Source organism: Candidatus Acidiferrales bacterium, from assembly GCA_035515795.1.
Lineage (GTDB): Bacteria > Bacteroidota > Ignavibacteria > Kryptoniales > JAKASW01 > JAKASW01.
Map to the genome: position 1 here is coordinate 403,336 of DATJAY010000035.1, position 23,515 is coordinate 426,850.

At 47.0% G+C, this 23,515-nt stretch carries 22 protein-coding genes; 11 read left to right on the forward strand and 11 right to left on the reverse strand.

The genetic code is table 11. From position 1 onward, the window contains the following. Positions 1-21: 21 nt before the first annotated feature. Genes VLX91_15325 through VLX91_15340 form a run of 4 tightly spaced genes read right to left on the reverse strand, consistent with a single transcriptional unit; the run spans position 22 to position 4,954 of the window. The gene (locus VLX91_15325) at positions 22-678 is read right to left on the reverse strand and encodes a site-2 protease family protein (protein HUI31580.1); all 657 of its coding nucleotides are present in this window, start codon (positions 676-678) and stop codon (positions 22-24) included. Further along, complete coding sequence (gene xerD, locus VLX91_15330) at positions 668-1,600, reverse strand: site-specific tyrosine recombinase XerD (protein HUI31581.1); 933 nt, start codon at positions 1,598-1,600, stop codon at positions 668-670. Before xerD ends, VLX91_15325 begins: the two co-directional genes overlap by 11 nt. A gap of 21 nt (positions 1,601-1,621) precedes the next feature. Beyond that, positions 1,622-4,078 carry an HDIG domain-containing protein gene (locus tag VLX91_15335; protein ID HUI31582.1) on the reverse strand — a complete coding sequence of 819 codons (2,457 nt, stop codon included), beginning with the start codon at positions 4,076-4,078 and terminating at the stop codon, positions 1,622-1,624. Between the two features lie 6 nt (positions 4,079-4,084). After that, positions 4,085-4,954, reverse strand: coding sequence for an HAD family hydrolase (locus VLX91_15340; GenBank protein HUI31583.1), 870 nt, complete (start codon positions 4,952-4,954; stop codon positions 4,085-4,087). 212 nt (positions 4,955-5,166) lie between these two features. On the opposite strand from VLX91_15340, the gene pfkA reads away from it, so the two are divergent. The 8 genes from pfkA (at position 5,167) to VLX91_15380 (ending at position 12,480) form a co-directional block, all read left to right on the forward strand. Next, positions 5,167-6,138, forward strand: coding sequence for a 6-phosphofructokinase (gene pfkA, locus VLX91_15345; GenBank protein HUI31584.1), 972 nt, complete (start codon positions 5,167-5,169; stop codon positions 6,136-6,138). A gap of 27 nt (positions 6,139-6,165) precedes the next feature. Beyond that, the gene (locus VLX91_15350) at positions 6,166-6,567 is read left to right on the forward strand and encodes a hypothetical protein (protein HUI31585.1); all 402 of its coding nucleotides are present in this window, start codon (positions 6,166-6,168) and stop codon (positions 6,565-6,567) included. Between the two features lie 153 nt (positions 6,568-6,720). Next, entirely contained in the window at positions 6,721-7,602 is an 882-nt protein-coding gene (locus VLX91_15355) for a TRAP transporter TatT component family protein (GenBank protein HUI31586.1), read from the forward strand. A gap of 139 nt (positions 7,603-7,741) precedes the next feature. Next, entirely contained in the window at positions 7,742-8,761 is a 1,020-nt protein-coding gene (dctP, locus tag VLX91_15360; protein ID HUI31587.1) for a TRAP transporter substrate-binding protein DctP, read from the forward strand. Then, the gene (locus VLX91_15365; GenBank protein ID HUI31588.1) at positions 8,758-9,270 is read left to right on the forward strand and encodes a TRAP transporter small permease subunit; all 513 of its coding nucleotides are present in this window, start codon (positions 8,758-8,760) and stop codon (positions 9,268-9,270) included. Before dctP ends, VLX91_15365 begins: the two co-directional genes overlap by 4 nt. 50 nt (positions 9,271-9,320) lie before the next feature. Further along, positions 9,321-10,598, forward strand: coding sequence for a TRAP transporter large permease (locus VLX91_15370; GenBank protein ID HUI31589.1), 1,278 nt, complete (start codon positions 9,321-9,323; stop codon positions 10,596-10,598). A gap of 4 nt (positions 10,599-10,602) precedes the next feature. Continuing rightward, the gene (locus tag VLX91_15375; protein ID HUI31590.1) at positions 10,603-11,301 is read left to right on the forward strand and encodes a metallophosphoesterase family protein; all 699 of its coding nucleotides are present in this window, start codon (positions 10,603-10,605) and stop codon (positions 11,299-11,301) included. Positions 11,302-11,349: 48 nt separating this feature from the next. After that, positions 11,350-12,480 (forward strand): hypothetical protein, encoded by a 1,131-nt coding sequence (locus VLX91_15380; GenBank protein HUI31591.1) that lies wholly within the window; start codon positions 11,350-11,352, stop codon positions 12,478-12,480. Positions 12,481-12,901: 421 nt separating this feature from the next. Here VLX91_15380 and VLX91_15385 read toward each other — a convergent pair whose 3' ends face one another. The 4 genes from VLX91_15385 to VLX91_15400 form a co-directional block, all read right to left on the reverse strand. Further along, positions 12,902-13,297, reverse strand: a complete 396-nt coding sequence (locus tag VLX91_15385) for an alpha/beta hydrolase (GenBank protein ID HUI31592.1) — start codon at positions 13,295-13,297, stop codon at positions 12,902-12,904. A gap of 153 nt (positions 13,298-13,450) precedes the next feature. Beyond that, a complete protein-coding gene (gene typA, locus VLX91_15390) occupies positions 13,451-15,271 on the reverse strand; it encodes a translational GTPase TypA (GenBank protein HUI31593.1) in 1,821 nt (606 codons plus the stop codon). 481 nt (positions 15,272-15,752) lie between these two features. Beyond that, positions 15,753-16,223, reverse strand: coding sequence for an isoprenylcysteine carboxylmethyltransferase family protein (locus VLX91_15395; GenBank protein HUI31594.1), 471 nt, complete (start codon positions 16,221-16,223; stop codon positions 15,753-15,755). 29 nt (positions 16,224-16,252) lie between these two features. Next, positions 16,253-17,338, reverse strand: coding sequence for a 3-oxoacyl-[acyl-carrier-protein] synthase III C-terminal domain-containing protein (locus VLX91_15400; protein HUI31595.1), 1,086 nt, complete (start codon positions 17,336-17,338; stop codon positions 16,253-16,255). Between the two features lie 213 nt (positions 17,339-17,551). Between VLX91_15400 and VLX91_15405 the strand changes: the two genes are divergently transcribed. The 3 genes from VLX91_15405 (at position 17,552) to arfB (ending at position 19,932) form a co-directional block, all read left to right on the forward strand. Next, on the forward strand, positions 17,552-18,934 hold the full coding sequence (locus tag VLX91_15405; protein HUI31596.1) for an ammonium transporter: 1,383 nt from the start codon (positions 17,552-17,554) through the stop codon (positions 18,932-18,934). A 160-nt stretch (positions 18,935-19,094) separates the two neighbouring features. Beyond that, complete coding sequence (locus tag VLX91_15410; GenBank protein HUI31597.1) at positions 19,095-19,271, forward strand: hypothetical protein; 177 nt, start codon at positions 19,095-19,097, stop codon at positions 19,269-19,271. 229 nt (positions 19,272-19,500) lie between these two features. After that, entirely contained in the window at positions 19,501-19,932 is a 432-nt protein-coding gene (gene arfB, locus VLX91_15415) for an alternative ribosome rescue aminoacyl-tRNA hydrolase ArfB (GenBank protein HUI31598.1), read from the forward strand. Positions 19,933-19,994: 62 nt separating this feature from the next. Here arfB and VLX91_15420 read toward each other — a convergent pair whose 3' ends face one another. The 3 genes from VLX91_15420 to VLX91_15430 all read right to left on the reverse strand — a co-directional run bounded on the left by VLX91_15420 (position 19,995) and on the right by VLX91_15430 (position 22,923). Next, entirely contained in the window at positions 19,995-20,969 is a 975-nt protein-coding gene (locus VLX91_15420) for a 2-hydroxyacid dehydrogenase (GenBank protein HUI31599.1), read from the reverse strand. A gap of 141 nt (positions 20,970-21,110) precedes the next feature. Further along, positions 21,111-21,584 (reverse strand): hypothetical protein, encoded by a 474-nt coding sequence (locus tag VLX91_15425; GenBank protein ID HUI31600.1) that lies wholly within the window; start codon positions 21,582-21,584, stop codon positions 21,111-21,113. A gap of 100 nt (positions 21,585-21,684) precedes the next feature. After that, complete coding sequence (locus VLX91_15430) at positions 21,685-22,923, reverse strand: radical SAM protein (protein ID HUI31601.1); 1,239 nt, start codon at positions 22,921-22,923, stop codon at positions 21,685-21,687. Positions 22,924-23,515 lie beyond the last annotated feature (592 nt).

A 23,515-nucleotide genomic window follows, 5' to 3' on the forward strand; every position in this document is an offset into this window, starting at 1 on the left:
GGGAGATGGCCCGGAATGAGCCTATGCAAACGAAACAACAAGCTGGTACAGCGGTGCGTAAAAGAATTGTATCGTTGCATTAAAAGCCTCATGGAAAGCAGGGACTCTCATCAAAAAAATAATCAAAAGAATTCCTGCAAAGCCTACTCTGCTGTAGGTCTCAGCCGCTTCATCCGGCAAAAAAGCGCTTAACACGTGCGACCCGTCCAGCGGCGGAATCGGAATCAGGTTAAATATTCCAAGCATGACGTTGAGATAAATTCCGCCGGAGAACATCCTTAATAGAAACTCGATGAACTTTGGCGACACACCGCCGACAAGCGGAGAAATTTTCAGTAGAAAAATCGTTATGATGGAACAGGCGATCGCCATCATCAAATTCGAGATTGGGCCGACCGAAGAGACGATTACATTGTCGCGCCTGTAATTGGACAAATTCATGGGATTGACCGGAACGGGCTTCGCCCAGGCGATCAGTATTTGTCCCGCCATCAGAAGCGAAAAGAGCGGAACTATTATCGAGCCTACGAGATCGATATGGGGGATAGGGTTGAGTGTGAGCCGTCCCATGTCGCGGGCTGTCGGATCACCCAGCTTCAGCGCAGCATATCCGTGACAGATTTCGTGTACGATTACGGAAAAGAGCAAAATAGGTAGAATGTATAGTTCACTGAGCATGTCTTCCTCTTGGGTGAAACCTGTCGAGCACTGCTTTCAAATAGTTTCTGTCCAAATGTAAATATACCTGCGTTGTTCCGATGTCGCTGTGTCCCAGCATCTCCTGTACCGCGCGGATGTCCGCGCCGCCTTCCAGCAAGTGAGTAGCGAATGTGTGTCGCAAAGTGTGCGGGTGGATTTTTTTCTTGATGCTCGCATCACGAGCGTACTTCTGCAGAAATCTCCAGACGGAAATTCGCGAAATTTTTCCTCCTCTGAAATTTAAGAAAAGGAAATCGCCCGTGTTTGTTTTGTGTCGCATCAAATCGTTTCGTACCGTAGAATCATAACGCGCGATCCATTGGAGTGCGATGTCGCCGATCGGCACAATTCTCTCCTTGGAGCCTTTTCCGAAAACTCGGAGCACATTTTCGCTCTTAATTAAATCTCTTTTCTTGAGATTAACAAGCTCGCTCACCCTCATGCCTGTCGCGTAAAGGGTTTCTATGATAGCACGATCGCGGATGCCAAGTTTCTCGTTAGTATCGGGAGCCTTTATGAGTCTCTCAATTTCCGCTCTGTTTAAAACAACCGGAAGTCTTTTTGACGGTTTCGGTCGATCAAGATTTGTCGTCGGATCGATTTCCGAAATTTTCCTGAAGACTAAAAACCTGTGGAGATTCTTTACAGCGGAAAAGTTCCGTGCGATGCTGCTCTGTTTCAATCCGAGATCGAATAATGACTTAAAGTAGCTTCTCACTTCGGGTCTCGAAATTTCGTTGAGTCCAATGATGCCGTGGGTTTCAACATATCCGGCGTATCTATTCAGGTCGTTGCGGTAAGATGCAATGCTGTTATCCGACAACCCTTTTTCGAATTTCATGAATTCGAAAAACAGATCAAGCTGGTTGGATATTTTCTTGTTTAGTTCCGGTACAGACACGATAGGCAAATTCCCAATTTCTCAATGCTTTCGCTTGTTCCCTTTTGAACGTTTATCTGTACTATGATGTACGGAGTGAGGATGATGAGCTGTTCTCTTTTTTTTCTGCACAACCGGCGGGGCAAGGGCGTCGATCTCACTTTGCCTTAGCTCGCCGACAGGTTCGGGGATTCTGTCGGTGGATTCATCTTGGTAAAATCCGCCGGGAGATTTCTCGAGTCCGGATGGTTCGCCGGACTGATCGGGATACTCGATTCTCCTGTGGTAGATGCCGGATAGAACCGACAGAAAACTTTCCTTTATTCGCGTTAAATCGCTGAAGGTTAAATCGGTATTGTCGAGCTGTCCCTCTTCGTACCTGCTCTTGACAATGTCCTCCATCATGGCTTCAACGTTCTCCAGGCTCTTTTCCTGCAGCGAACGCGTGGCCGCTTCTACGGAATCGGCGAGCATCACTATGGCCGTTTCTTTCGAGCGCGGCTTTGGCCCATCGTAACGGTAATCTTCCTCGCTTACGTCGCCTGTCGCAAACGGCCTCCGGAGAGCCTTGCCATAAAAATAGGCGACGAGAGTCGTGCCATGATGCATCGGGATGAAATCTATGACTCGCTGCGGAAGGTGGTTCTCCTTTGCCAGGTCGATCCCATCGGTCACATGGGACACAACCATTTGAACGCTGACATCCGGGGGAAGCCACTCATGCTTTGATTTGTCGTGATCCATGGTGTTCTCGACGAAATATTCGGGGCGCAGAATTTTACCGATGTCATGGTAATAAGCGCCGACGCGTGCAAGTATCGGGTTTGCACCGACGGCTTCGGCCGCTTTTTCGGCAAGGGTTCCTACGATTATGGAATGGTGAAAAGTACCTGGCGCCTTCTGGGACAACTCCCGAAGAAGAGGCTGGTTAAAATCCGACAATTCCAGAAGCGTAAGGTCGGTTGCGATGTTGAATACCTTCTCGAAAAATATGAGGAGCCCGAACGTGATGATCGGCGATAGTATCGAGTTAACTGCTATGAGTGAAAATTCCGCAAGGATTGTCGAAGTATCTTCAACTTTCTGGAACGAAATGGCGAGCGTCGAGATGGAATAACCCACGAAAATAAAAACCAAGCTTCTGAAAATCTGCGTGCGATTCTTGATATCCCGCACGGTATATACGGCAAGCGCACCCGCAATAAGAGATGTGAATGCTGCGCCGAAGTCGTTGCCTTTCATCGCTCCAACGAGCAGAGCGACGGCGACGGTGGTCTGGAATGCTACGCGTGAGTCAAAGATAATCGCAACTATCATGGATGCGACAGGCACGAGCACAAGATATTCTACTGGCAGTGCGGTTTGAGCCGTGAATGCAAAATACATGAGTAGCGCTTCGAAGATCAAAAGCACTGCTATGATCGAGAGCAATTTGTTGTTGTAAAAAATTCTTTTTCTGAAAAGGAACAAGTAGATGCTCAACAGTCCGATTACCGCAAATACCAGAACGAATTTTCCTGCAAATTGGAGAAGGATGTCCGCGGCGTCGGTCCTTTCACGCATCGCCTTCTCGAGCGAGTCAAGCTTCAGCTTTGTATCACCGGTGATACGATCATGTTTGCTGATGATCCTTTCATTTTCCTTCACGAAGCCGACGGTACGCGGCACCAGATCGATTGCAGCATTGATTTCTCGCCGAGTCTGGGTGCTGTCGAAAATAAGATTCGGTTTTACTTGTGCCATGACAGCGGCTGCAACGATCTCCGATGCGGCCGTGTCGCCTCTGAGGATATCGTTCGCCTGTTGGTAAACCTGGCCGGCCACGTCCTGAATCGTCAGCACCTGGCCGATTGAGACCGGGGTTTCGGAGTTTTGCTCCCGGACCGATATCACGCTCGAGCCGGTTTGCTCGCGCGCTCTGTCTATGATACCTGTCATATAGGCGCTTGCGACGATCGAGTTTATGGGCGGTATCAGCTTTTCCAGCCTGTTGAGAAAAAGGGGATCTCTGATGCTGCTCATCATCAGCTGATGCCAGTCAGGATCGGAAAATTTATAAGGCAGTTCTTGAAAAAGATCTTGCAGTGCTACCGAATCGCGGCCGAAAGTTTTCCCTTTTCCCTCGCGCTCGAGTTTTTTCAAGAGCCCGACGGCGGCTCTTATCTTCATCAGCGTCGAAGCTGTTGAATCAATTTGATACACTCCGACAGTCATCTTGTTAAATACAGGATAGACGCGCGCCGCCGCCTGTCCGATCTCTTTCTCATACTCGCTGTCCTCTTTGTAAATCGCAAAAGAAAAAGGAGCGATTACATCCTCATGTGTCCATATTGTCCCGACATCGTAGTTAACCGTGATCTGGTTCTGTGATGGCGCTAATAAAGTAATAACCGCTACCACCGCTAGGAAAATCAAAATCTTAACCCATGCGCTGGTTTCCTTGTTTACGCCGGCAATTTTTTGAAGCAAACTCCCGATTTTCTGTCGCATATCAGGCATTGTAGACTATGAACCGTGGTCCATTCTCAATTTGAAAATTGTTTCGAAAAACTCAGCGGCTCCGTTTTGGTCGTTGGTGGCATGCGTGATCAAATCCGCACGTTCCTTGAGTTCCCAGACCGCATTTTTCATTGCCACACCTATCCCGGCCCGCTCGAAAGCCGCGATATCATTTTGAAAATCTCCGACGACGGCAACTTCCTTTTTCCCGATCCGCAGGTACTTCTCTAAATGTGACAGACCGGTGGCCTTTGAATGGTCCTTGTTTTTTATTTCAAGATACCATCGATCGTCATAGCGGGAGCTCTTATATACTTTCGTATCGGTTTTCGAAAAGAGATGGATTGAGCGACGGGCTATGGACGCTATGTTATGCTTCGAATCTGCTCCGACGATGATCTGAATCGTCTTGTCGGCCACGGAATTGAGATTTTCTATTTCCACTCTATCTAGTTTGAAGCTATCGATGTAGCTTGGGACCATGGTTTCAGTTTCATGGCAGACCATCTTGTCATCCACGAAAAGCACGACGCTTGCAAATTTTCTCTCGGCCTCGGAGATGATTTTTCTTACGACGGAAGACTTTATGTAGCTTGCAAAAATGTTTTCTTTGCTGTGCGGAAGCCTGATGAGTCCGCCATCGAGAGAAATTATCGGCATAGTCACATCGAGTTCGTCGGCGATTCGCTCGGCCGATGAATGCGCTCTTGCGGTCATAATTGCGAATTTTATCCCTAATCCCTTAAGTTTCCAAACGCTCTTCCGGGTTACGTCAGTGATTTTCCCTTCATCGTTCAATAATGTTCCATCAAGGTCAGACACAACGAGTCTGACCCGCTTCAATTTTCTTACAAGACGGGGCGTTAGTTCTTCCATCGCTATCTGATTAAGTCAGTTAAAATATAAAATACAAGTTTTAAGTCTCATCTTCTATGCCGTCTCGCTCATTATTGAAAAGATTTTGGACCCTTCAGTCGAAATTTATTTGCATATCGGGATGGTCAAAACGGCACTTTGCATTTTCTCGCCTTAAATGATAAATTTAATCCGTTTTTCTAACGAAGCGATCCCTTCGGGAAAAGGAGACAATGAGCAAAATCAAAAAAATCGGCGTTTATACGAGCGGCGGTGATGCACCCGGTATGAACGCCGCATTAAGAGCAATTGTAAGAACTGCGGTCTATCATAATGTCGAAGTAGTTGGGATACAACACGGCTATAACGGGATGCTGAAAGGCGATTTTGTCCCGCTCGGCCCACGCTCGGTGTCAAACATAATTCAGCGTGGTGGTACAATCTTAAAGACGGCGCGCTCTAAGGAATTCATGACCCGAGAAGGAAGAGCCAAGGCAGCTGCAAACCTCAGCGCACAGGGAATAGATGGACTTGTCGCAATCGGTGGGAACGGGACCTTCCAGGGGGCAACGCTTCTTTACGACGAACATATGATTCCGACGGTGGGTGTTCCAGGCACCATCGACAATGATCTCTACGGTACCGACCTCACGGTCGGGTACGATACCGCAATAAACACGGCAGTCGACGCGATAGACAAAATTCGCGATACCGCGGATGCTCACGATAGAGTGTTTTATGTTGAAGTGATGGGACGGGATGCCGGCTTTATCGCGCTCGACGTAGGTATAAGCACCGGTGCCGAGTACATCGCGATCCCGGAGATTGAAGAAAATTTCGAAGCAATCCGGCAGAAGTTGACCACCGGAGGACGCCAGCGAAGCAGCATCGTGGTCATTGCGGAAGGTTGCTTTAACGGAGGTGCGGTGGACCTCGCCAGAAGAATGAGTGAATTTGTTCATTTGCAGTACCGTGTAACAGTTCTCGGTCATATTCAGAGAGGCGGAAGCCCGACCGCGCGAGACCGGGTTCTGGCAGCGAAACTGGGTTCAGCAGCTGTTGATGCGCTGTTACATGGCGAGCTAAATGTCATGGCGGGCGAGATCAACGACAAGGTTGTCCTCACGCCGATGCGCGATACTTGGGAAAAAAGAAAAACAGTAGACAACAGCCTTATCGAACTGGCAAAAGTGTTGTCTATATGAGACTTAGTCAGGCTCGTCTGTAACGTGATGAAAGTAACGATCCTCGCATTGTTTATTCCTAGTGCATTGGCTCTTGCTCAATCAAACTGTACTGTCATTAACTTTGACCACGCCGTTCAGCTGAAAGAATGGGCTGCCATTGATACTGATGAAGCGGGACTGACGACGCATGAACGCTACAGCGCCGCTTACGAAGGAGGATGGTGGCACTGCATATATTGTTTTCAAAGGAATATTGATTATCGACCTGAAACCTCAGACGAGTCTATTCCGGGTTGGCCGTCTGAAACGTACGGGTATTTAAACGGTTTTGAAGATGCACTTCAAAGAATAAAATCTTGCTTACAAAGCCATGCGAAAGACGAAGTCAAAAATGCTTTGGCAAAACTCAGGATTCCCGACACGCTTCATTATGAGGTAAAAAGGTAGGTCTCGGCGGCGGACCTAACTCGTCGGCTCATGTTGATGGAGTGGACTTGGTTGGTTGTTAGTGATTTCAAAGGTTCGGCGTCGTAGACTGGCCTTGATCGACAGAAGTTCGGACCGGGCTGATATTTAAGGACAGGAGATAGAAGGATCTTAATGAATACTTCAAAGAAGATTTTATCTGGCGTCGTATTTTTCACAATGCTTGTCTTCTCGCTTCAAGGTTGTAGCTTTACGCAGCTTACTATCAGTGCCACGAGTGTCATAATCGAAGGTGGCTTCAAAGCAATGAACCAGGAGACCGACCTTCAGATTGCTTCACAGGCAATTCCGACCGATCTTAAGCTCTTGGATGGGCTGATCTTGGAATCGCCGAATAATGAGAGACTCCTTCTTCTCGGAGCACAGGGTTATTCGAGCTATGCGCTCGGCTTCGTAGAGGATTCGTCGAAGGTGCGTGCCAGCTTATTTTATCTTCGTGCACGCGACTACGGCCTGAGAATTCTTTTCAAAAACGATGACTTCAAAAAAGCTTTCGACGGGAACATCGAAGATTTCACAAAAGCGATGGATGAGTTTGGAAAGGATGACGTTCCCGCAATTTTCTGGTCGGCAAACGCGTGGGGCAGCTATATGAATATTAACCGCGACAATACCGATGCGCTTGCCGATCTTCCGAAAGTGGAAGCCATGATGAATTTCGTCTTGAAATATGATGAGACTTTTTTCTATGGCGGCTCTCATCTATTTTTCGGGACCATTTTATCGAGTCTTCCTGCGATGTTCGGTGGAGACACTGCTTCGGCAAGGGTTCACTTCGAGAAGGCGGTTCAAGCTTCAGAAGGAAAATTTCTGATGGTGTATTATTATTATGCTAAATCTTATGCGGTCATGACGCAGAACAAAGATATGTTCGAAACGTTCTTACATAAGGTTATTGATGCGCCTGAAAATTTGCTTCCTGAACAAAACCTTGCGAACGAGATCGCAAAGGTAAAAGCTGCCGAACTGCTGAAGCACGAGAGCGATTATTTCTAATTGGAAAAGGATGACTCACTGACAGCGCAGTCGGGTTGGGCTAAGTCGGATTTCCGTTTTTTCGTCCTAATCCGTGTTATCGACTTTGTCGGTGGTCAGTTCTCTTCCCACGAATTGTCTTACAAAATTTGGAATTAAGATGTCAAAAGTAACGAGAAAAATATTTTCAGCGATTTTGATTTTGGGTTCGGGGGCAATTACCGCTTCCGCGCAACAGTACATAATAAAATTCGCAACTGTTGCTCCTGAGGGAACAACCTGGATGAACGTGATGAGGGAATATGATGCAGCGGTCAGGAAAGAAAGCGGGGGCAGACTCGGTTTTAAATTTTATTCGGGCGGCGTGGATGGCGATGAAAAAGACGTCATTAGAAAAATTAGAATTGGACAACTGCAGGGCGGAGGATTCACCGGTGTCGGCATGGGCGAAATCGCTCCGGAAGAACGAATCTTAGATACACCGTTCCTGTTTCGTGATACTGCCGAGATCGATTACATTTATGACAAGTTCACACCGGAGTTTTCCAAAGCATTTGAGCAAGGCGGCTTTGTCTTTCTCGGCTGGGCTGAGGTCGGTTTCGTCTATGTCTTCACTCAAAAGCCGATCTATTCAGTCGATGACATGAAAGATGTCAAGGCATGGATGTGGGAAGGAGATCCCATAGCTGAAGCTTCGTTCAAAGTTTTGAAATTGGCCCCGATACCGCTTTCTTTCATCGATGTGAACTCTCAGCTTCAAACCGGGATGATCAATTGTGTTTACGCATCCCCGTATGCAATTATTCCGCTGCAATGGTACACGAAGATGAAATATATGCTCGATGTCCCTCTTGCGAATTCGTCCGGTGCGGCTCTTGTTTCAAAAAAATTCTTTGATTCCCTTCCACAAGACCTCCAGCAGATTCTCCTGAAGGATGGCCAGATCTATTTGTCTAAGCTGACTCAATTGAGCCGGGGCGACAATCAAAGGGCGTTGAAAACACTGGAATCGAAAGGAATCAAGATTACGCATCCTCGATCCGCCAGCGACCTTTCTTATTATTACCAGACCGGAGAAGAGGCTCGCCAGATGCTGGTCGGAAAACTCTATTCGGCCGACCTCTTGCATCAGGTGGAATCGGCGCTTCAGCAGTTTCGAAAGGATCACGCCGAGAAATGAAGATTGTCAAGGCGATCGAAAATATTCTAGGTTACATCGAGAATGGGCTGCTTGTGATTTTTTTGACCGTGACCGTTGTGATGGCTTTCTTGCAGGTCATACTTCGAGAATTCTGGTCGACCGGAATCTTGTGGGCTGATGTATTCCTGAGGCACCTGGTTTTATGGATCGGATTTCTGGGCGCTGCATTAGCGGCAAAAGAATCGCGCCACTTTTCGATCAATATTATTACAAAACGACTGTCTGACACACTGCGCCGGATTGTTCAGGTTCTCCTTGACCTCAGCGCATCTGTCGTCTGCTATTTTCTGTACGATGCAGGGATGACGTTCGTGCTGGATGAGATCAAGTATAATACTCAATCTCTCTTTTCATTTCTTGGCATTGACATCATGGCCTACCACTTTGAGATTATCATACCTGTCGGATTCGCATTGGTAGGGATTCATTTTTTATTCAGAGCAATTGAAACGGCGATCACCGGCCCTAAGGCTGTCGACCTCGTGTGATCTGCAGGGAAAAGGCTTTTGCTATTTATTCATAATTTTTAAATCAACCGATGACATACATAATTGTTGGAATCATCATTCTGTTACTTGTGCTTCTCGGCGAACCCGTCTTCGTATTGATCGGCGCGGGAGGGCTTTTGTTATTCAAGTTGAGCGGCACGGACACATCCGCGGTCATTGTTGAGCTTTACCGGCTCGCGAGTCTTCCAGCGCTAATAGCGATACCGCTCTTCACGTTTGCGGGCTACATCCTCGCGGAAAGCAATGCACCGAAGAGACTTGTTCGACTTGCGCTTGCATTCTTCGGCTGGATGCCGGGCGGCCTCGCGATAGTCTCACTCGTTTCGACGGCGATCTTCACGGCATTCACGGGAGCTTCCGGTGTGACGATCGTTGCGCTGGGCGGACTTCTCTTTCCGATCCTCGTCAAAGAATCTTATCCCGAAAGATTTTCCCTCGGCTTGATGACCACGTCCGGAAGCCTGGGGTTATTGTTCCCGCCGAGCTTGCCGATAATTCTTTACGGGATCGTCGCCGGAATAAGTGTAGATAAACTTTTTGCGGCCGGAGTAATTCCGGGAATATTGCTTATCATTCTTCTGTCCTTATTCAGCATTTATACGGGGGTTCGTTCAGGAGTGAGGCGTCAATCGTTTTCGGCTCGCGAAGCTCTCGGGGCCTTAAAGGAAGCAGCATGGGAAATTCCGCTGCCGATCATAATCATCGGCGGGATTTATGCGGGTCTGTTCACCGCAACCGAAGCAAGCGCCATTATGGCTTTCTATGTCTTCGTGGTGGAAGTTTTCATTCTCCGCGATGTAAAGCTTTTCAAAGATCTTCCCCGCATCGTGAAGAAAAGTATGATGCTGGTCGGTGCGATTTTCGTCGTGCTCGGCACAGCGCTCGGACTTACAAGCTATCTCATAGATGAACAAATCCCGATGCAATTATTCCAGCTTATTCATCAATTTGTTTCGAGCCAGCTTACATTTCTTGTTCTGCTGAATATTTTCCTTCTCGTGATAAACATGGTGGAAATCTTTTCGGCGATCATAATTGTCGTTCCCCTTATCGTTCCCATTGCCGCGCAGTACGGAATCGATCCGGTTCACCTCGGCGTAATTTTCCTGTTGAACCTTGAGATCGGATACATGCTTCCCCCGCTCGGGTTGAACTTATTCATATCGAGCCTGCGTTTTGAGAAAGACATCGTAAAAATTTACAGGGCAGTTCTCCCTTTTCTGGGTATAGCTCTGTTGGCATTGTTGATCGTCACATACTTACCGGACCTGAGTCTTTATCTCACGAGGATTATGAAAGTGCAATAGGCTCATGAAATTTGCCGTTATTTCGGATATTCATTCGAACTTTGAGGCGCTTGTCGCGGTGTTGAGGGAAATCGGAAAAAAAAAGGTAGACGAGATAATCTGTCTCGGCGACATTGTGGGGTACGGGGCAAATCCAGATGAAGTCGTGGAGCTTGTCCGCAACGAAGTGAAATATTCAGTTAGGGGAAACCACGACGATGCTCTGTTCAGCGACGAGACATTTCTGGCACTTAATTCATATGCAAAATCAGCGATCACATATACTGCTGAGATCGTTTCCGATAAGAACAAAGAATGGCTCAAGGAACTACCGAATATTCAGAAGCTTGATGACATCATGATGGTACACGCCTGTCCGTCGGCACCGCAAAGCTGGAAATATGTGTTCACGCAGGAGGACGCAGAAATAGAGCTGTCGTCATTCCAAGAAAGAATTTGCCTGATAGGACATACCCACGTGCCTGTGATTTTCAAGAATTCCTCCGGTTTGGGGGGAGCAGCTAAAATCAGAGAGTTGATAAACGTAGGGAGTGTCGGTCAGCCACGTGACGGCGACAATCGTGCTAGCTTCGGAATAATAGACACGAGAAATTTCACTTATGCAAATTTACGTATCGAATACAATTACCGCACGGCGGCTGATAAGATCATGGCTGCCGGATTACCAAGCATTCTGGGCGAACGCCTGCACAGGGGAAGATGACCACTGCATCGAGATAGATCTAAATCAACCGAGACCTTCTACGCATAAATGTCAGGGCAGATAAAATCCATTCTTTTGCTGCTAATATGCTTACCGGATCTCGATCCTTTGCTGGCCCAGAACGATACAGCAGATTTCATCAGTACGAACGAAGCGATGCACCATTATTTCTATCATGAGTTCGGCTACGGTTCCGAAGCAGACTACAATCCTATTTATTATGTCATCAACGGGGGATTCGATATTCTGCAAACCGAGAACCAATCACGGAACCTAGGAGGCATCCACTACACGACGGGAATCAAGAACGTGACTTACAACATGTCAAGTCCATTCGTATCGATCCGGGATTATGGTACACGTCAGTTTTTAAGAGATGAGATTATTCCGTCGAGCTTCGATGAGAGAAATATGCAGTGGTGGCCGAACTACCAGCTCCATCTCATCGGTGGAGGTATGGAATACCGGATGATCGCTGAGTGGTACGACTCCCACGGCTTCGAATTCCCAAAGGCAGCGTCGTTCATCACGATCGCAGTTCAGCATTTTTTAAATGAAGTAGTGGAGAACAACGGCTACGTCGGCAGGACAACTGATCCCATTGCTGATTTATACGTATTCGATCCGCTCGGCGTTCTCCTTTTCAGTTTTGATCCGGTCTGCCGGTTCTTCGGAGAGACTTTGAACATGGCCGATTGGTCTTACCAGCCCGCGTACGATCCGACTTCGGGAAATCTGGAAAATGCAGGGCAGAATTTCATATTCAAGTACAGATTCCCGTTTGCAGTAAGATACGCTCTGTTCTACGAATGCGGAATGAATGGACTTGCGGGATTCTCGCACGAGTTCGAGAAAGAGGAATGGATCAGCCTTGCCGCAGGATTGAGGAACAGCCAGAATGTTGTTGTCACAGATGAGACCGGCGGGAGAAAGCAAACCGCGACGATAAAATGGAACGCGGGACTTTTTTATGATAAAAACAATTCGCTTCTTTTTTCAATTCTTGCTTCAGGGCAGAGGGACTACCAGGTCGTGGCAAACATATATCCCGGTCTCTTTTCGATTTCGCGTTTCAGTCCGGGTCTCTTCGCGGCATTCACCGCGGGAAACAGAATTATTGTCGGGCTGAGCCTTTCATATTCACCGGTAGGGCTGGCGACAGGTTTTAAACGACCTTGATCGGAGAGATCACATGAAACTTTTAAAGCAGAGGTAACTTAGCGCAGAAAATCGGAAACGGTTTTTATAGACTTGTCAGGTTGGTCGGCGAAAGTCAACGTACTCGAGAGATTTCAGATTGCCATCGATCACGAACTCACCATTGGCCCCCCACATCTCACGATAAAGTGCCCAGGGTATATTTCCGCCAGCCGCCGGATCGTAATTAGGATCAGGCCTTCGCTGGTATAGACACGGGAAATATCCTTCTCCATCTTATCAATCCTCTTGCCGGGTTCGGAAGGCATGTTTTCTCTCGTTTTTTTGAAGACCTCGTTCATTTGAGACGTGCTTGGAAAGGTACTGCACAGTATGAGATGGCTCAAGTGCTGCTGGTACTTCAAGGCGTAAGCCTGTCCCAGGACACCGCCGTACGAGTGGCCTAGGAGAGAAATCTTGCCGAGATCGAGCCCCTTCGTATTGCCTCCACGTCCTCGACCATATTCTCCACGGAATATTGAGTCGAGTCCTCAAGTTGCTGCGATCGTCCCGATCCACTCTCATCGATAAAGATCAAGCGGTTGTCTCTGGCAAGGGGAATGAGATATGGAAGGAAATGATCGTGAGACGCACCGGGACCGCCACGGACTATCACCAGAGGCTTGCCTTTTCCGAACTCTTCATAGTAGATCATGACTCCGTTCGCATCGATGAACCCCTGGCTTATCTGATAAACGGAATTTGAATAGGTCGTTGATTTCTTTTGAGGATTCTGTTGTCCTAAAACGAAACTCGAAGCAATTACGGAACAAATGAAAGCAAGGGCAATTCGCTTCATACCGTATTCCCCTTCGTAAATATATCCTATTTTATGGAATCAGGAGGCAGGCTCAGCTTCATTTTTGGATTTCACAAAAAAATAGCGACGCAAAAGCAACCAGCCTGTTAAAGAACTGATGTCGATGCAATGTTGTCGGCGGTTTAAGATTTTTTATCCTACCGCAGTTTTCTTTCTCGCCTTGTAGCGCTCATCATGGTCGAGAATTTTTTCGCGGAGGCGGATCGATTTCGGGGTAAACTCGACATATTCATTCTCGTTGATCCATTCGATCGCCTTTTCGACAGTAATTACGACAGGAGGCTCAAGTCGGATTGCCTCGTCGGCACCCGACGCGCGCATGTTGGTCAAGTGTTTTGTTTTGCAGACATTGGCGACGATTATATCTTCGCGCGAATTTTCCCCGACTATCATTCCGGCATAGACTTCTGTCCCCGGCTCGATGAAGAATGTCATCCTCTCACCAAGCTTCCACATGGCATAAGCTACGGCAATCCCTGTTTCGAGGGCGACCACCGCACCTTTGTTCCGCATCTCGATCTCGCCTTTGTAGGGTGCGTATCCATGATAGTTGTGATGAAGAATTCCGTTACCCTTCGTTTGCGTCATAAATTCAGTTCGGAATCCGATCAATCCTCTTGCCGGCACGATAAATTCCAAACGAGTGTTACCGTGACCCGGCAGTAAACTTTTCATCTCGCCTTTTCGACGGCTGAGGTTATCGATTACCGTACCAACATACTCGTCCGGCACGTCTATAACGGCATGCTCCATAGGTTCGTGAAGCTCACCGTCGATTGTTTTGCAAATGACTTTCGGCTTGCTGACCTGGAATTCGAATCCTTCTCGGCGCATTGTTTCGATAAGGATAGCAAGATGAAGCTCTCCTCTTCCGCTTACGGTGAAAATATCCGGAGTATCTCCCGGTTCGACTCGAAGGCTGACGTTCGATCGAAGCTCACGCTGCAATCGCTCCGCTAAATTCCTTGTGGTAACATACTTGCCCTCTCTTCCCGCAAATGGCGAATTATTTACGATGAAGTTCATCGAGATAGTCGGTTCCTCGATGTTCACGAACGGGAGCGGTGTTACTTCAGCGGGATCGCAAATGGTCTCACCGATATCTACATCCTCCATCCCGGCCAGAGCGATAATTTCTCCGGCACTCGCTTCTAGCACCTCGTTTCGCTTCAGACCTTCGAATGTATAGATCTTCGCTATGCACGCTTCCTCAACTCTTCCATCCTTGTGAACGACGCGCATCGGCGCGCCGTCTCTTATCGTGCCACGAAAAATCCTTCCGATGCCGAGGCGGCCAATATAGTCGTTGTATTCGATGTTCATGACCAGCATTTGGAATGGCGATTCGGCATCATGCGGCGGCTCGGGAATATGTTTCAGTATCGTTTCAAATAGCGGCGAGAGATCCGCGCTTTCTTCTTCGAGTGAGTATTTTGCAACACCTCGCTTCGCAATTGTATAAATTACGGGAAAGCCTATTTGTTCGTCATTTGCACCGAGCGAAATGAAGAGATCATATACTTCATTCAACACCTCAGCCGGCCGAGCATCCTTTCTGTCAATTTTGTTTATGACTACGACAGGTTTCAAGTCCAATTCGAGCGCCTTGCGGAGGACAAACTTTGTCTGCGGAAGCGGGCCTTCCGCCGCGTCGACGAGCAAAAGTACCCCGTCGACCATCATGAGTGTTCGCTCGACTTCGCCGCCAAAATCGGAGTGACCGGGGGTGTCAACGATGTTTATTTTCACATCTTTATATTTTACCGATGTGTTTTTCGCAAGGATGGTGATCCCTTTCTCGCGCTCAAGATCGTTTGAGTCGAGAATTCGAGTCCCCATGTTTTGATTTTCGCGGAACGTGCCGGTTTGTTTAAGCATGTGGTCAACAAGCGTTGTCTTTCCATGATCGACGTGTGCAATTATGGCAATATTTCGGAGTTTAGAATTTCTCATTTAGAATTTTCTCTCAAAGGGATCCTTCACACACTCGGGTTAATTTACCGCGACAAGTTCACGCGCCTGAGCACATCAACGCGTTTGCGCATCGAAACGATTCGATGCACTGGCACACAGGTAGGATCGTACTATTCAAATTTAATTATCGAGATTAAGATAATACAAATTGAGGAGACAGAAAATGCCTGAAGGATGCCATTAGTCCCTTCTGACTCTTTTCTCATGGGAGGTGCCTCTGGCAGCGTTCTTCACAATTTGACAACTCCGATGTCAAAGCAGGGATGTCACACACTCCTATCAGCCATTACCAATCAGCGGACAACGTTTCCATGTTTTGGGTAGTAGTTTTGACCTCAATCTTGTGCCATGTTGAAACCAAACGGTCAAGAAATTGGTTCATATTCTTAAAGCTGGGCGGACGAAGAGATGCGTCAGAACAAGCCTTATGTGGTAAATTCCGCCCGGCTTTTCTTTTTATTCAACGGGTCGTCAATGCCTGGGTCTCGATTCGTATCCTTCTACGAATGATGAAGGCATTCAATATTGTGAAACCAATTGACGTGATATAGCAGGAAAAAATAAGCGGTATCACGGCGAGCTCCGTTATCACCGCAACGTAATTAGGATGGCGTAGAATCTTATAAGGCCCAGTCTTCAGTAAGGGACGACGCGGAGTGATAAGGACCTTCGTATTCCAGTATGTCCCAAGCGTGACCATTGCCCAATAACGCAGAATTTGTGCGGCACAAAAAATCATGAAGAGAATAATCCACCATTCGCTCAATGTCGTTCTGAAGATTGATTTTTCGAGAATGAGAGAAACGAAGAATGCTACGTGCATCCCCACGATGAAACGATACCCAACGTTGTCGATTTCAACAGCACCGATGCTTACTAAATTTTTTTCATGACGTTTAGCAAGTACCAGCTCGCAGGCTCTCTGCGCCATTATGACGAGAAGAAAAATCCAGAAGAAGTTCAATTTGTTTTAAATAATACCAATTCTGAACTGAAACCCGGACCCAGGGCGGATATCAGGCCGTATTCCCCCGGTTTAAACTCACGACTTTCGATGAACTCTTTTAGAACGTAAAGGACGGTCGGCGAAGACATGTTACCATGCTCGCGCAAAACTTTTCTTGAGAAGCGAAGTGCATCGCTTCGTAACCCCAGCGCATTCTCATAAGCATCCATGACCTTTGGTCCGCCAGGATGGACGGCAAAATGCTTTATGTCGGACAGATTGATGCCCGTCTCTTTTGCAAGCTCCTCCACATTTTGACGCACACATTTGTGCACAATCGTTGGAATATCCTTGCTGAAAATTACCTTCAAACCGTTGTCTGCTATATCCCAGCCCATCACATCCAACGAATTGTCGAATATTGTCGAAAGTGAATTCAAAAGACTGATGCCGACCGGATATCCGGTTGCCCCATCGTCTTTAGAAAGCGGGTGTTCGTCACCTACAATTACCGCCGCCGCCGCTCCGTCGGAGAATAGAGATGTACCCACCAGATTGTTTTTACTATAATCATCTTTTTGGAAAGTGAGTCCACAAAGCTCGACGGCGATCAAGAGTGCCGCGTGAGCAGGCATCGCGGTGGTGTATTCGAGAACGCGGCTCAATCCTGCTGCCCCTCCGGCGCATCCCAGACCCCAGATAGGAGTCCGCTTTATATGGGGATTGAATCTCATTGTGTTGAATAGTCTCGCGTCGATACTCGGCGTCGAAAGTCCGGTGCTCGAAATAAAAACAACATGGTGAATTTCTGAAGGTTTCAATCCGGCTCCATTGAGACATTTCGTGGAACATTCCTCCGACAATCGGACCGCACTGCGGATGTAAAGTTCATTCCTTTCCGCGAAACCATGTTCTTTGCCATACCACGACCTGTCCTCTGTAAAGTGACGCGAGGCAATGGAGGAATTTTCAAATACCTTCATCAATCGATCGATGTCATCGCGCCGCCGGGAGAACAATTCATGCACAAACTCGCGCACTTCTGTCTGTTCAACCTTCGTCGGTGGCTCTGCCGTAGAGATCGATATCAACTTTGGCATGATAAATAGTTTCCCCTCTTCTTTTTATCGAAAATCCACATAGAAGCCTAATTTTATAAGTTTTCAGGAAAAATTATCCCCTATATATTTTGTAAAATCAAATAAAATCGTTATTATATTAAGAAGTTTTTGCTTAATCTTTTCGCAGTGAAGCAGGCTTAGCTCAATGTCGTCCAAATGGAAAATTAAATAGTTAGTAATGGTGAAATAAGTATGAAGAATTATTATCTCCTCTTGGCAACAATGTTTGTTTTGTTTTTTTCCCAATCCGTTTCTGCTCAATCGGGCAATGTTCGTATCGCTCAAACTAACGCATCGCAAACAATTCAGCAAGTACCGGCATCACAGATCAACCCGGCTGACGCGGTGAGTTCAGGCGACACCGCATGGATGCTCGTGTCAACAGCTTTGGTAATGTTAATGACCCCCGGGCTTGCGTTATTCTATGGAGGAATGGTAAGGCGCAAAAATGTTTTAGGAACAATCATGCAGAGTTTCGTTGCTATCGGTATCATCACCGTGCAGTGGATACTCTTCGGCTATTCACTTGCCTTTGGACCAGACGTCGGACATGTGATTGGAAGTCTAAAATGGCTTGGACTCAATGGAGTCGGGCTTACACCTGACCCTGATTATGCTCCGACAATTCCACACCAGACATACATGATGTTCCAGATGATGTTTGCGGTGATTACTCCGGCATTGATTACCGGAGCATTTGCAGAACGCTTCAAGTTCAAGACATACATCGTATTTCTGCTTTTGTGGGCGACCCTTGTGTATGATCCGCTTGCACACTGGGTTTGGGGAATGGGCGGTTGGATAAAGAATCTCGGGGGGTTGGATTTTGCAGGGGGGCTGGTCGTTCACGTGAGTTCCGGCGTCTCTGCTCTCGCTGCAGCAATCATCATAGGAAAAAGGCGAGCCTATGGACAGGAACCGATGCCTCCACACAACATGACGATGACTTTGTTGGGGGCGGCGCTTCTGTGGTTCGGATGGTTTGGCTTTAACGCGGGAAGTGCGGTTGCCTCTGGTGCTCTCGCGACGTCTGCGTTTGTAGCCACTCATGTTGCTGCCGCCTCGGCCGCACTATCATGGATGTTCTCCGAGTGGGTCACGCGGGGAAAGCCCACAGTCCTCGGTGCAGCATCGGGTGCCGTCGCGGGTTTGGTTGCGATAACTCCAGCCTCTGGTTTTGTGAGTCCGCTTGCGGCCCTTGTGATAGGGATGATCGGTGGGATAGTCTGCTTTTGCGGCATAAGATTGAAAGATAAATTTAGATATGATGACTCGCTGGATACCGTCGGCGTGCATGGCATAGGGGGTTCCTGGGGTGCAATTGCTACGGGGCTGTTCGCTACGAAGCTCATCAATCCGGCTGGAGGCGACGGTCTGTTCTATGGCAACCTTTCGTTATTGGGAGTTCAGCTCTTGTGTGTCATTGTCGCGGTCGCCTATGCTTTTGCGGTATCGTGGGTTATTCTGAAGATCCTCGACAAAACGATGGGGCTGCGTGTTTTCGGTGACGATGAAATCGAAGGACTCGATCTCTCTCAACATGGTGAAAGTGGTTACGTTTTTGAGGAATTGTAAGATAAATAAATAAAATAGTGGTAATTTATTTGAATTATTTACCGAATTACATATATGACTTAATTTATTAAAGATTTGTTGGTCTTATTTTGAATTGACTATTGACTTATGCTATTTCGTCAAGTTATATTGAGATGTAAAAAGTAAAGGAGTGAGTTTGATGTTGCAGCAAGAATATCGGCATGATATAATCTGCGACTCATGCAATGGCACCCGATTTGTCGGTGTCACGAAAAATGGCGACGGTTTCGATTTCATTGAGTGCGAAAAATGCCAAGGCACCGGTCATCTTTCGGTGATTCAGTACGGATTTTCAGGCGAGGAAGAAGAGGAATAAGAGCAAAGGCTCATCCCGAGGTCACAGCTTGAATAACAATGGCCCTTTTGGGATCAATAAATAAGAATAGGCGGGGTTAAGAATTCGGACTCTTATTGGAGTCCAAAGATCCTACCTCGAAGCTAAACCGAGACAGCACGGGTAATCTCCCTACCGTGCTGTCTTTTTTTATTTGTGGAACTTAACAAAATTGGAATTACACTTGCAAAAATATTTACCTTTTAACACGATGAATCCTGGTTTTATTAAGGTATCGTCGCAACTGGTGATTCCATTTTCCGAAATAAGTTTCCGAAGTTCACGGAGCGGAGGACCCGGCGGGCAAAATGTGAACAAAGTGGAATCCCGCGTTGAACTGATTTTCAATGTGAACGATTCACAATCGCTTTCAGACGAACAGCGTTCGAAAATCTTGGTCTCGCTGAAAAACAAAATAGATTTGAAAGGGATTTTGCATCTGACTTCCCAGAAATCGAGAAGCCAATGGGAAAATAAAGAGACAATTATTGCGGAGTTTGTCAGAGTAATAAGAGCGGCAATCAATCCTGTCAAAAAAAGAATCCGCACGCGGCCATCGAATGCCGTAAAAGAGAAACGTCTGAGGGAAAAGAGAATGATTTCCGAAAAGAAAAGGATAAGAAAGACCTTCGATTCAGAATGATTCGAACGGGTCTAGAACCCCGAATTTGTTTTCTTCGATGGTCGATATCAGAATTTTGAGATTCATAAATAGTCTTCGCGCTTTTGCAGGTTCCACGGTGCATCACCGCGCATGAACCGCAGGATATTATCGAGAGCCATATCCAGCGCCGTCAGATGAATTTCCGGGATCAAATATGAATTGTGAGGTGATCCGAGGAAATTATTCAGATCGAAAAAAGGGAAGTGCACCTCAAATTTAGGATAGTTGAAGGGCTCGATCCACCATGCTTCGATCGCCGCCTTGAATTGAGAGCGCGATTTTAGATGATGGTACAGACTCTGTTCGTCTATCAGGTCGCCTCGTGCGACATTAACAAGAATTGCATCCGGTTTCATCATCTCGAGTTCGGTCTTGCCGATAAGGTTCTTGGTCTTCTTATTCAGCGCGATCGAAAGCAAAATGAAGTCCGACTTGCGCAGGACGAAATTCAGATCTGAAAGTGTTCCGACAAAATCTATTTTTTCATTTGTCGTGCCGCTTCTGTTTATGGCAAATATTTTCATGCCGAAGGCGCGCGCAATTTGCGCGGTCCTCCTCCCTATTCCGCCGAACCCGATTATTCCGAGCGTCGATCCGTTTAACATCTTATGGGCTGTCTTCTGATCGAAGACACCCCTGCCCAATCCGAGATGCAATGGCAGAAAGCTGCGTGCCAACGCTAGCATCATTCCTATCGCATGTTCTGCAATAGGTTTGCTGTATGCTCCCGAGTTGCTGCAGACCATGATGCGGGGATCCAGCTTGTCGAATGAGATTGCATCTGAACCCGCAAGGGTAATCTGAATAAGCCTCGTCCTCCCCAAGTATCGAAGTTCATCATCATGGATATCTCGCCTGAGGTTCATGGCCAGGACCAGATCCGCCTGTGTCAATAGTCCGACACGGTCTTTTTCGCTGGCGCCAAATAGAAAGTCGACCTCAAGACCGCCCCCAATTTTCCTCAGGATGAGGTCTCTCATCTGTTCATTAACTTTTTGCGCTACAAGTAATCTCATAAGGAGTCCGTTTCTGCCTGGAGCTGTCAAGATTCTGGTGAATAATATCCAAACGCCTCAAGATGAAAATGAAAGATTGGATTTTCAACGTAGCTTCAGAGAACAGATTTTCATATTCTGAAAAATGCTGCGACTTGCAGCTTAACGGTTTGTTCCGATCATAAGGTAATTTTTTTGCACAGACGGCAGGAGCGTGACGGCCTGGATTGCGAGCCCATAAAGAATGTAACCGAGATGTACTGCTGCCATGACGCCGATATAGAATGCCTCCAATGCGATCCAGATAACCAGGACAAAGCCGATGTAGAGTGAGAATGTCCAACCCCAATACATTTCTGGAAAAATGTTAAGGAGGTCTGCCATCCTCCATCGTCTCTTTGTGGTTAGTGCGTACGCGACCACAAGGGGAAGAATACCCACGATCAAGAAGAGTATGATTCCGGGTATTAGGAAGCTGTTAAAAGGGGAGTTCTTCAAAAACTCGACCGGCATTTTCATTAGCCTGCCGCTTGGATCGATGATGAACGTCAGTCCGCCAAACATGGCTCCCACTCCAAGAAGTATGTGCATCACGACGAGAATTTTTTCTGTCAATAGCCTATTGTGTTCCAGCATGAATGGCTCTCTTCCATTTCTTGTATTCTGTAGGCATCGCCGCGATCGAAAAGGAATGCGATAGTGTAACGTACCTCCGGTTACGAAATTTTTGTCTTTGTCATGCCTTTACCTTATATCCATCTCTCGGGACGGTGCGAACAAAGCATCCGAAATGTTTGGGCTCTTCGAGTCTGCAAGACCAAACGAGCTTCCCATCGAGTACGGTGATGTCAGGGCAACCGTCACACATATTTTGTCCTCCATCGTCCATTACGTCAATCGGTTGAATGATCATCACTGACTGGAAATAAACGCGCTTGAACGCTCTTAGAGGGTTTTTCAGAATCCACTGAATTCCGTTCGCAAACGCCTTTCGTGCGCCATGGTCGATCAGCGAACCTGCCATGAGTCCGGATCTTCCGGTTTTCAACGTTGAAGGGCTGCTATATGCGAGATATTTTCCGTATTTGAAATGGTTAATCGTTTGAACGAACTCTATGAATTTATTTTTCATGTAGCCAAAGATCTTGTCTTTGGTTCCGGCGCGGACGGACAGGAGCCATTTGAATGAATCGGGTTTTTCTGTGCCATTGAGATATCCACATGGACTAAATTCGGGAAAGCGTTTACGGAGCTCGAGTACGACATCGGTCGACATGATGTCTATCTTACGCTGTTCTACCGTAGAGTAGACAAGTCCGCTCATGTCGATCTTAGTTCCGCCGGCATACCAGTCCATCGGAATCTGCGGCACAGCCTGTCGAAACGCGATAAAAACCATGACGTGGACAATGTCGATATGCTTCGCTGCCCACTCAACCATTTCCGGGACATACTGAATTGTATCTTCATAAACGGTCGAGTTGAACGAGCATGAAATGCCGCCCACCTCGGCAAGCATTTCTGCATATTGCAGTCTCAGATCGTTAAGCTCGATTTCGTTTTTATTTTTCCAGCCCGGGCGGTTCTGCTTGCTGTCTATGTGAAAGGTGAATCCGAAAACGCCTGCATTTCTCAGTTCATGTAAGAGTTCTTTTGTGAGAGCGAGACCGTTCGTGTTAATGATCGGCTTCATGTCGCGCGCGGCAACTTCCTTGACGATGTCGATAATCTGCGGGTGCATAAGCGGGTCACCTCCCGCTATTGAAATTCCATCTGTGTTTCTAAGCCTTGCAAACGTGTCGATCTCACTTTTTACTAATTCGAGTGGTTTGTGGGAAGAAACGACGTTCTCCCTGTAGCATCCGTCGCAAGCAAGATTACATTGTGAAGTCGGTTCCAGCCATGCAATTGCGTTGTCCGGTAATGTCCAAGGGAGACGATAAAGCTGTCGATGATCAACTACCATGGTCTCCATTTCACTCTCCTCTGATTTTGCTCTCTGTAAGAAATATCGCTCGAAATAACACCTTGTATTCGGCGAGATGATAGCCCGCCTGAAATTGGTACCTAAGTCTGTGTGGGAACTCGGAATTAGCTCCAACGATAATTGATTTTACAATCGAGTCGGAAGAAAAGCAAGGAAAATTTCGGGTAAAATTAGAATTCCAGGTCTTAGTGCGGATGTTGGATATCTGCGATTCACCCTCAAAGTGAGTCGCAGTTTCGCAAATTCTACTTCGTCAGCAATAGTTTTTTCACCGACACAAATTTGTCGCCGTTAATTGTATTGGCGGTCATCCGGCAGAAGTAAACCCCGCTGGAAAGTTTTCCAGCATCAAAAGCAATACTATAGTATCCGGCATCCTGTTTCTGTTTATTAGAGATAAAAGCTTACTGTATCAGTAGTCTCCAGGATTCGTATTGGTATAAGAAAGTGACCACCACCTGTTGGGCAGTGGTCACTGGTTTTTCCTGTCTTATTTTATAAGCATGAGCTTCTTCATCGATGTGAACTTCACACCGTCGATCCCAATAGCATCGATCCTGTAGAAGTAGAGTCCGCTCGA

Bases quoted from the DNA above. Each gene is read 5' to 3' on its own strand.
- VLX91_15325 (HUI31580.1), bottom strand. From the start codon at position 678: ATGCTCAGTGAACTATACATTCTACCTATTTTGCTCTTTTCCGTAATC.
- VLX91_15335 (HUI31582.1), bottom strand. From the start codon at position 4,078: ATGCCTGATATGCGACAGAAAATCGGGAGTTTGCTTCAAAAAATTGCC.
- VLX91_15340 (HUI31583.1), bottom strand. From the start codon at position 4,954: ATGGAAGAACTAACGCCCCGTCTTGTAAGAAAATTGAAGCGGGTCAGA.
- pfkA (HUI31584.1), top strand. From the start codon at position 5,167: ATGAGCAAAATCAAAAAAATCGGCGTTTATACGAGCGGCGGTGATGCA.
- VLX91_15350 (HUI31585.1), top strand. From the start codon at position 6,166: ATGAAAGTAACGATCCTCGCATTGTTTATTCCTAGTGCATTGGCTCTT.
- VLX91_15355 (HUI31586.1), top strand. From the start codon at position 6,721: ATGAATACTTCAAAGAAGATTTTATCTGGCGTCGTATTTTTCACAATG.
- dctP (HUI31587.1), top strand. From the start codon at position 7,742: ATGTCAAAAGTAACGAGAAAAATATTTTCAGCGATTTTGATTTTGGGT.
- VLX91_15365 (HUI31588.1), top strand. From the start codon at position 8,758: ATGAAGATTGTCAAGGCGATCGAAAATATTCTAGGTTACATCGAGAAT.
- VLX91_15370 (HUI31589.1), top strand. From the start codon at position 9,321: ATGACATACATAATTGTTGGAATCATCATTCTGTTACTTGTGCTTCTC.
- VLX91_15375 (HUI31590.1), top strand. From the start codon at position 10,603: ATGAAATTTGCCGTTATTTCGGATATTCATTCGAACTTTGAGGCGCTT.
- VLX91_15380 (HUI31591.1), top strand. From the start codon at position 11,350: ATGTCAGGGCAGATAAAATCCATTCTTTTGCTGCTAATATGCTTACCG.
- VLX91_15385 (HUI31592.1), bottom strand. From the start codon at position 13,297: ATGAAGCGAATTGCCCTTGCTTTCATTTGTTCCGTAATTGCTTCGAGT.
- typA (HUI31593.1), bottom strand. From the start codon at position 15,271: ATGAGAAATTCTAAACTCCGAAATATTGCCATAATTGCACACGTCGAT.
- VLX91_15395 (HUI31594.1), bottom strand. From the start codon at position 16,223: ATGGCGCAGAGAGCCTGCGAGCTGGTACTTGCTAAACGTCATGAAAAA.
- VLX91_15400 (HUI31595.1), bottom strand. From the start codon at position 17,338: ATGCCAAAGTTGATATCGATCTCTACGGCAGAGCCACCGACGAAGGTT.
- VLX91_15405 (HUI31596.1), top strand. From the start codon at position 17,552: ATGAAGAATTATTATCTCCTCTTGGCAACAATGTTTGTTTTGTTTTTT.
- VLX91_15410 (HUI31597.1), top strand. From the start codon at position 19,095: ATGTTGCAGCAAGAATATCGGCATGATATAATCTGCGACTCATGCAAT.
- arfB (HUI31598.1), top strand. From the start codon at position 19,501: ATGAATCCTGGTTTTATTAAGGTATCGTCGCAACTGGTGATTCCATTT.
- VLX91_15420 (HUI31599.1), bottom strand. From the start codon at position 20,969: ATGAGATTACTTGTAGCGCAAAAAGTTAATGAACAGATGAGAGACCTC.
- VLX91_15425 (HUI31600.1), bottom strand. From the start codon at position 21,584: ATGCTGGAACACAATAGGCTATTGACAGAAAAAATTCTCGTCGTGATG.
- VLX91_15430 (HUI31601.1), bottom strand. From the start codon at position 22,923: ATGGAGACCATGGTAGTTGATCATCGACAGCTTTATCGTCTCCCTTGG.